Raw genomic sequence first — 6304 nt, forward strand, 5'->3', positions numbered from 1 at the left:
GGGGGTTCCGGGTGTATTCTAATTCCCTCCGTGCCTGTCGGGTGGGGGGGGGGGCCCGGGCGCCGCTTCTGGGTTGTGGGGGGGGGGGGGGGGGGGGTGTGGGGGGGGGGCGGGGCCCCCCCCCCCCCCCCCCCCCCCCCCACACGACAGCGCTAGATCAGCGCGGATGACGCTAATGCGCGATCGGTACCGAGTTCTGTCGACCGATGATCGCCGTGATGAGGGCGTCGATCGGTTCGCGAGCTGAGGCGGGGTTGTCCAGCAGTCGGAAGTCGATGTCACCGAGCTCCGGCAGCCCGAGGGCCGAAGGCAGCTGGGTGAGGTCGGGCGGGATGAGACTCTGGGGGAAGGCGGCGATGCCGATGCCCGCCCGCGCCGCAGCCAGTACGCCATTGATCTCGCGCACGTTGCAGGTGATCCGCCAGGTGCGCCCGATGGATTCGAGGGCGGTGATCGCCACCGTGCGGCTGAGGCTCGGCGCCTGGTAGGCGATGAGGGGCACAGGCTTGCCGGGTTCGAGTCTGAGGTCGCGATGACCCACCCACACCATCCGGTCGCGGCGCACCAGCCGACCGACCTGACTGTCGGACTCCTGTTTCACGAAGACCAGGTCGAGCTGGCCCGACTGCAGGCGACGGGTGAGCACGCCGCTCTGGTTCACCGTGAGTTCGAGATTGATGTGCGGATATAGCTGCCGGAAGTCGCGAAGGATCTGCGGCAGCTGGGTGAGGGCCAGGTCGTCCGCCGAGCCAAACCGCAGTCGTCCCCGCATCGCGGATCCGGTGAAATAGCTGCTCGCCTGGTCGTGCGCGGCGAGGATCGTGCGGGCGAATCCGAGCATTGCGTCACCGTTGTCGGTCAGCCGCACCTCGCGTGTGTCGCGCACCACGAGGTTGCGGTTCGCTGCGACTTCGAGTTTGCGGATGTGCTGGCTGATCGTGGGTTGGCTGAGTCCGAGCAGCTGCGCGGCATTGGTGAAATTGAGAGTTTCCGCGACCACCACGAACGTCCTGAGCAGAACGGGATCGAACATCGACAATCACCAGCCATAACGCAACGTAATGGGACTTATAGTCTCGATTCTATTAGCGAATGACCACTGGTCGCCTAACGTTGTAAGCACTATACGAAACGCACCGTAACGCAGGAAAGAACGTGACAACAGAATCGCCGGCGATCAGCCCGGCAACCGAGCCCATCCCCGTCCTCCTCCAACGACCTCGCTGGCGCGATACCTTCGACGCCCTGCGCGTTTTCAACTACCGGCTCTACGTCATCTCGCAGGTCATCGCGAACACCTCAGGGTGGATGCAGAAGATCGCGATCGACTGGCTCGTCAACGAACTCACCCACAACGTCGCACTCGTCGGCGTGACGGTTTTTCTGCAGTTCGCCCCCGTACTGCTCTTCGGCGTCTGGGGCGGCCTCATCGCCGACAGGGTGGATAAGCGCAAGCTCATGATGACCACCCAGTCGGTCACGGTATTGCTCTGCGCGTGGCTCGGAGTGGTCACTCTCATGGGCGTGGTCACCGTCGGGGAAGTCTGGGCTACCGCCTTCCTGCTCGGCCTCGTGGCCGTGGTCGAGGGTCCTGCGCGATCCGCCTTCGTCAATGAGATGGTCGGCCACCGCAGGTTGCGCAACGCCATCAGCCTCAACGCCTCGATCTTCCACCTCGGCGGGCTGCTCGGCCCCGCGATCAGCGGTGTGCTGATCGCCCTCGTCGGTTCCGGCTGGTCTATCGGTGTCAACGCCATCGCGGCGACAGTGGTGGTCATTACTCTCGGCTGCATGCGGGTGCGGGAGTTGCTGCCTTCGCCACGAGCAGAGCGGTCGAAGGGCCAGATCCGCGAGGGTCTCAGCTACGTGTTCTCCAAGCCCACCATCTTCTGGCCGATGCTCATGCTCGCTTTCGTCTCCATGTTCGGGATGACGCTGCCGGTGCTGCTCGTCTCCTTCGCCGATCACGTCTACCGGACGGGTGCGACCGGTTACGGTCTCTACAGTTCGGCGGCTGCGGTCGGAGCTCTGTCTGGCGCCGTGCTGTCCACGAGGCGCATGAATGTGCGCCTGAGAACGATCATGTTCGCCGCCGGGCTGTTCGGCCTGGCACTGATCCTCGCCGGCCTCGCGCCGTGGGAGCCATTGTTCCTCGTGTTCCTCGTGAGCATCGGGATCACCAGGCTCCTCTTCGCGACGGGCGCGGAGTCCATCGTGCAGCTGTCGACCAACCGCTCGATTCGCGGCCGGGTCATGTCCATCTACTCGATGATCATGCTCGGCGGTCAGGCGCTCGGCGGTCCGATCTCCGGTGCGATCGCCGATCGGTTCGGAGTCCACGTCGCGATGACGATCGCAGGAATCGTACCGGCCATCGCCGCAGTGGTAATTGCCATCGTTCTGGCGCGCTCAGGCAAACTCTCGCTGAAGATCCGCCTTCGTGGCCGCAAGCGCTTCGTGCAGATCGTGCCGCGCGCGGTCCGTGCCGCCGAGGCGTCCTAGGCGGGTCAGGCGCGGCGCTGGTCGCGGTCGAGCATCGCTTCGACCTCGTCCACCGCCATCACCGGCATGGTGTTGTGGGTGAGGTTCTGCTCGATATCGTCCTGCACGGTGTCGACGAGGCCGTGCAGCATCTGCACCGCATCATCCACGATCTCGGTGCTGCGCTCCTGCGCGCCGTGCAGCAGCCATTTGGCGATCTCCAGCTCCGCATAGAGCATGGCGCGCTGCTTGATCTGGCGGTCGCCGTTTCCGCGGACCAGGTTGTAGGCGTCGAAGGCCGACTCCGCGACATATTCGCCGCGGGCCCCGAGTAGCCAGTACAGGTCGCGGGCCGGGTCGCCGACGCTGAGACTCTGCCAGCCGATCAGGCCGCTGACCTCATCGTCTGAGCTGAGGAACGATTCGGCTCCCAGCGACCCGTTGATCACCGTCGGAGCGAACTGCCAGAGCGCCGAGTCTTCGGTTGCCCGCTCCCAGCGGCCGAGCAGCGAGGCCGGCACGAGGTTAGTGGCCGAGGCGCGGTCCATGATCGTGATGGTGCTGCGCAGTATCTCGAGCGGCGTGAGCACGGGCAGGCCAGCATCCGCGACGAAACTCGTAGGCAGGGTGTGGATCGCAGCAATCGCTCGCCCGATAGCGGCGGCGAGACCGTCACCGGCCGGTATCGCACTGAGCGCGACCTTCGACCCGTAGATGAATTCGTAGACGACGGCGCGGGTGCCGCTGATCGGCGCCTGCCCGGCGAAGGTCGAAACAGTGAACGGCAGGCGGGAGCGCACTCCAGCGCTGAGCGCGCGAAGCGCGACGAGATCGGCGGACTGTTCGGCCTCCGCCCGCTCTGAGGTGGGGACGCGGATGATCCAGTGGCGCCCGTCACACCCGGTCAGTAGCGCGGACTCGAAATCGCCGAGGCTGCCAGTGCCGAAACTGCTGGCTGCCGCGACGTCGAGGCCCGCTACGGCCGAGGTGGCCAGCGCGGCTAGAGTGAGATGGGATCTGGCCATACCTGACAGGGTAGGTCGTAGGTTGCCGGCCGGCCACGAACGCCACGCAGTTCCCGCCTCCTTCGATGATTGGTTCCTCGTTGCCTCAAGAGCTCCTGCCGCCCCTTCCCGCCTCATCCCTTCCACTCTCGCGCCACGAGCTCGACCGCGATTACCTGAGCCGCAACGAACCCGAACTGTTCGAGCGGCTCTGGGCGGATACTGCAACACGCGTGCTGCTGCTGTGGAAGGGCAACGCGCTGCTCGACGACGATGGCGCCCTCGCGCTGCTGCCGACGGCATCCGTTCCCGCCGAGCAGCTTCAGCTCTATCTCGGCCGCGCGATCGGCGAGGACTCCACCGGTGTCGCCTTCGTGGCTGCGGTGCTCTCTGATGAGATAGCAGAATCCATCAACCCTGATCCGGCGGCATGGGGCAATCTCCGGATGCTCGGAACGAAGCTCAGCGACCTGCAGGCAGGCCTGTTCACCGCGGCGCTCGCCCTCGCCAACTGGCACGCTTCGCACGGTTTCTCCCCGCGGACCGGGGCGCGCACAGTGCCGGAACTCGGCGGCTGGGTGCGTCGCAGTGTTGAGGACGGTGGCGACGTCTTCCCGCGCACCGATCCCGCGATCATCGTGGGCATCATCGACTCGAAGGATCGCATCCTGCTCGGATCCAACGCGCTGTGGGAGAAGAATCGTTTCTCCCTGCTCGCCGGTTTCGTGGAGCCGGGGGAGTCGCTCGAGAGCGCCGTTATCCGCGAGGTCTTCGAGGAGTCCGGCATCAGGGTCATCGACCCGGTCTACCGTGGATCTCAGCCATGGCCGTTCCCTGCGTCGCTGATGCTCGGGTTCACCGCGCGAGTCGACCCGAACGTGGAGTCGACGCTCACGCCGGATGGAGCGGAGATTCTCGCCCTTCGCTGGTTCAGTCGTGAGGAGTTGGCAGCATCCCTTGACGAGATCTCACTGCCGGGTCGCACATCCATCGCCCGCGCCATCATCGAGGACTGGTACGGCGGTCCCATCGACGACCGTATTCAGTGGTGACTGCGGCCGAGACGCTGCTGGAAGGGCTCGACGAGGAGCAACGCGTCGCAGCCGAGACTCTCCTGGGCCCGCTCTGCCTGCTCGCCGGCGCCGGCACCGGTAAGACCAGGGCGATCACGCATCGCATCGCCTATGGCGTCGCAACCGGTGTCTACGCACCGGAGCGTGTGATGGCGCTCACCTTCACCTCACGTGCCGCCGCGGAGCTGCGCGGCAGGCTGCGACAGCTGGGTGCCACCGGCGTCGCCGCTCGCACCTTCCACGCCTCCGCGCTCTCGCAGCTCGGGTTCTTCTGGCCGCAGGTGATCGGTGGAACCATGCCGCGCATCCTGGACAGCAAGGGCCGTGTGCTCGGTCACGCTGCCGAGACCCTCAGGCTCAAACTCGACACCGCCACGCTGCGTGACCTCGCCGCCGAGATCGAGTGGCGTAAGGTCTCGCGGCTCACCATCGACCAGTACGCGGATGTCATCGGCACTCGCCCGCTGCCGGTGCTGCTCGACGCCGAGAAGATGCTCGCGCTGCACGGGGCCTACGAATCGGTGAAGGACGAACGGCGCCAGCTCGACTTCGAGGATGTGCTGTTGGCCACCGCCGGCATGATCGAGTCGGAGCCTCGGGTGGCCCAGCAGGTGCGTGAGCAATATCGCTTCTTCGTAGTGGACGAGTACCAGGACGTCTCTCCGCTCCAGCAGTCGCTGCTCGACCTCTGGCTCGGCGATCGGCAGGACCTCTGCGTGGTCGGCGACGCGAGCCAGACGATCTACTCGTTCGCCGGGGCATCCGCCGACTTCCTGCTCGGTTTTCCCCGCCGTTACCGGGAGTCGACTGTCGTGCGACTCGAGCAGAACTATCGTTCGACGCCCACCATCGTGCATGCCGCGAACAGGCTGATGAAGGGTCGGCCCGGTGCGCTGGCGCTGCACGCCGCCACCGGCGAACCCGGCAAGGTCGAGCCGACCATCACCACCTACGCGAGCGACGTCGCTGAGGCCCGCGCCGTGGCGCAGCAGGTCGCCGAGCGGATAGCGGCGGGCACCAGGCCGCAGGATGTCGCGGTGCTCTACCGCGTGAATGTGCAGTCGGCCGTGCTGGAGACAGCGCTGACCGATGCGGGGGTGAGTGTGCAGCTGAAGGGCGGCACCCGATTCTTCGAACTGCAGGAGGTGAAGCAGGCGCTGATGATGCTCAAGGGAGCAGTCGTCGGCGCCACCCGCGAGCCACTGTTCAAGACGGTGAGCGACGTGCTGCGCTCCCTCGGCTGGACCCAGACCGCGCCGGAGGCGAGAGGCGCTGTTCGCGACCGTTGGGAATCACTCAACGCGCTGATGGGACTCGCCGAAGCGTCGCCGCCGGCCACGACGCTGCGCGAGTTCGTCGACGAACTCTTCGAGCGCTCGGCGGCCCAGCACGAGCCAACGATGTCGGCCGTTACGCTGGCGACTCTCCATTCGGCCAAGGGCCTGGAGTGGGACACCGTCTACCTCGTCGGCCTCAACGAGGGGCTCATGCCGATAACCTACGCGAAGACCGAGGCGGCGATCGACGAGGAGCGCCGGCTGCTCTACGTCGGCATCACGCGCGCCAGGCACCGACTGCACCTGTCATGGGCGAAGGGCGGATCTGCGCGCGGAGGGGAGCGGCGCGCGAGCCGTTTCCTCGCCGAGCTGGCCTAGTACTACAGTCGCGTTTATGGGATGTGTCCGCGGGTTCGATAATGATGTCGTTTCGCTGTTTGTTGATGTCGGCGTCGCCAGCGTGAGCGGC

At 66.1% G+C, this 6304-nt stretch carries 5 protein-coding genes; 3 read left to right on the plus strand and 2 right to left on the minus strand.

What is annotated here, in order from left to right:
* Positions 1–172: 172 nt before the first annotated feature.
* Positions 173–1033: a LysR family transcriptional regulator gene (locus tag ABIB56_RS18235; RefSeq protein ID WP_354570647.1), complete on the minus strand. Its 861-nt coding sequence runs from the start codon at positions 1031–1033 to the stop codon at positions 173–175.
* Positions 1034–1155: 122 nt separating this feature from the next.
* On the opposite strand from ABIB56_RS18235, the gene ABIB56_RS18240 reads away from it, so the two are divergent.
* On the plus strand, positions 1156–2502 hold the full coding sequence (locus ABIB56_RS18240; RefSeq protein ID WP_354570648.1) for an MFS transporter: 1347 nt from the start codon (positions 1156–1158) through the stop codon (positions 2500–2502).
* Positions 2503–2507: 5 nt separating this feature from the next.
* On the opposite strand, the gene ABIB56_RS18245 is transcribed toward ABIB56_RS18240, so the two are convergent.
* Positions 2508–3506: a phosphotransferase gene (locus ABIB56_RS18245; RefSeq protein ID WP_354570649.1), complete on the minus strand. Its 999-nt coding sequence runs from the start codon at positions 3504–3506 to the stop codon at positions 2508–2510.
* Positions 3507–3586: 80 nt separating this feature from the next.
* Between ABIB56_RS18245 and nudC the strand changes: the two genes are divergently transcribed.
* Complete coding sequence (nudC, locus tag ABIB56_RS18250) at positions 3587–4537, plus strand: NAD(+) diphosphatase (RefSeq protein WP_354570650.1); 951 nt, start codon at positions 3587–3589, stop codon at positions 4535–4537.
* Positions 4531–6213 (plus strand): ATP-dependent helicase, encoded by a 1683-nt coding sequence (locus ABIB56_RS18255; protein ID WP_502917625.1) that lies wholly within the window; start codon positions 4531–4533, stop codon positions 6211–6213. Before nudC ends, ABIB56_RS18255 begins: the two co-directional genes overlap by 7 nt.
* The last annotated feature ends 91 nt before the right edge of the window (positions 6214–6304 follow it).

It is taken from the genome of Glaciihabitans sp. UYNi722, from assembly GCF_040549465.1.
Classification (GTDB): domain Bacteria; phylum Actinomycetota; class Actinomycetes; order Actinomycetales; family Microbacteriaceae; genus Lacisediminihabitans.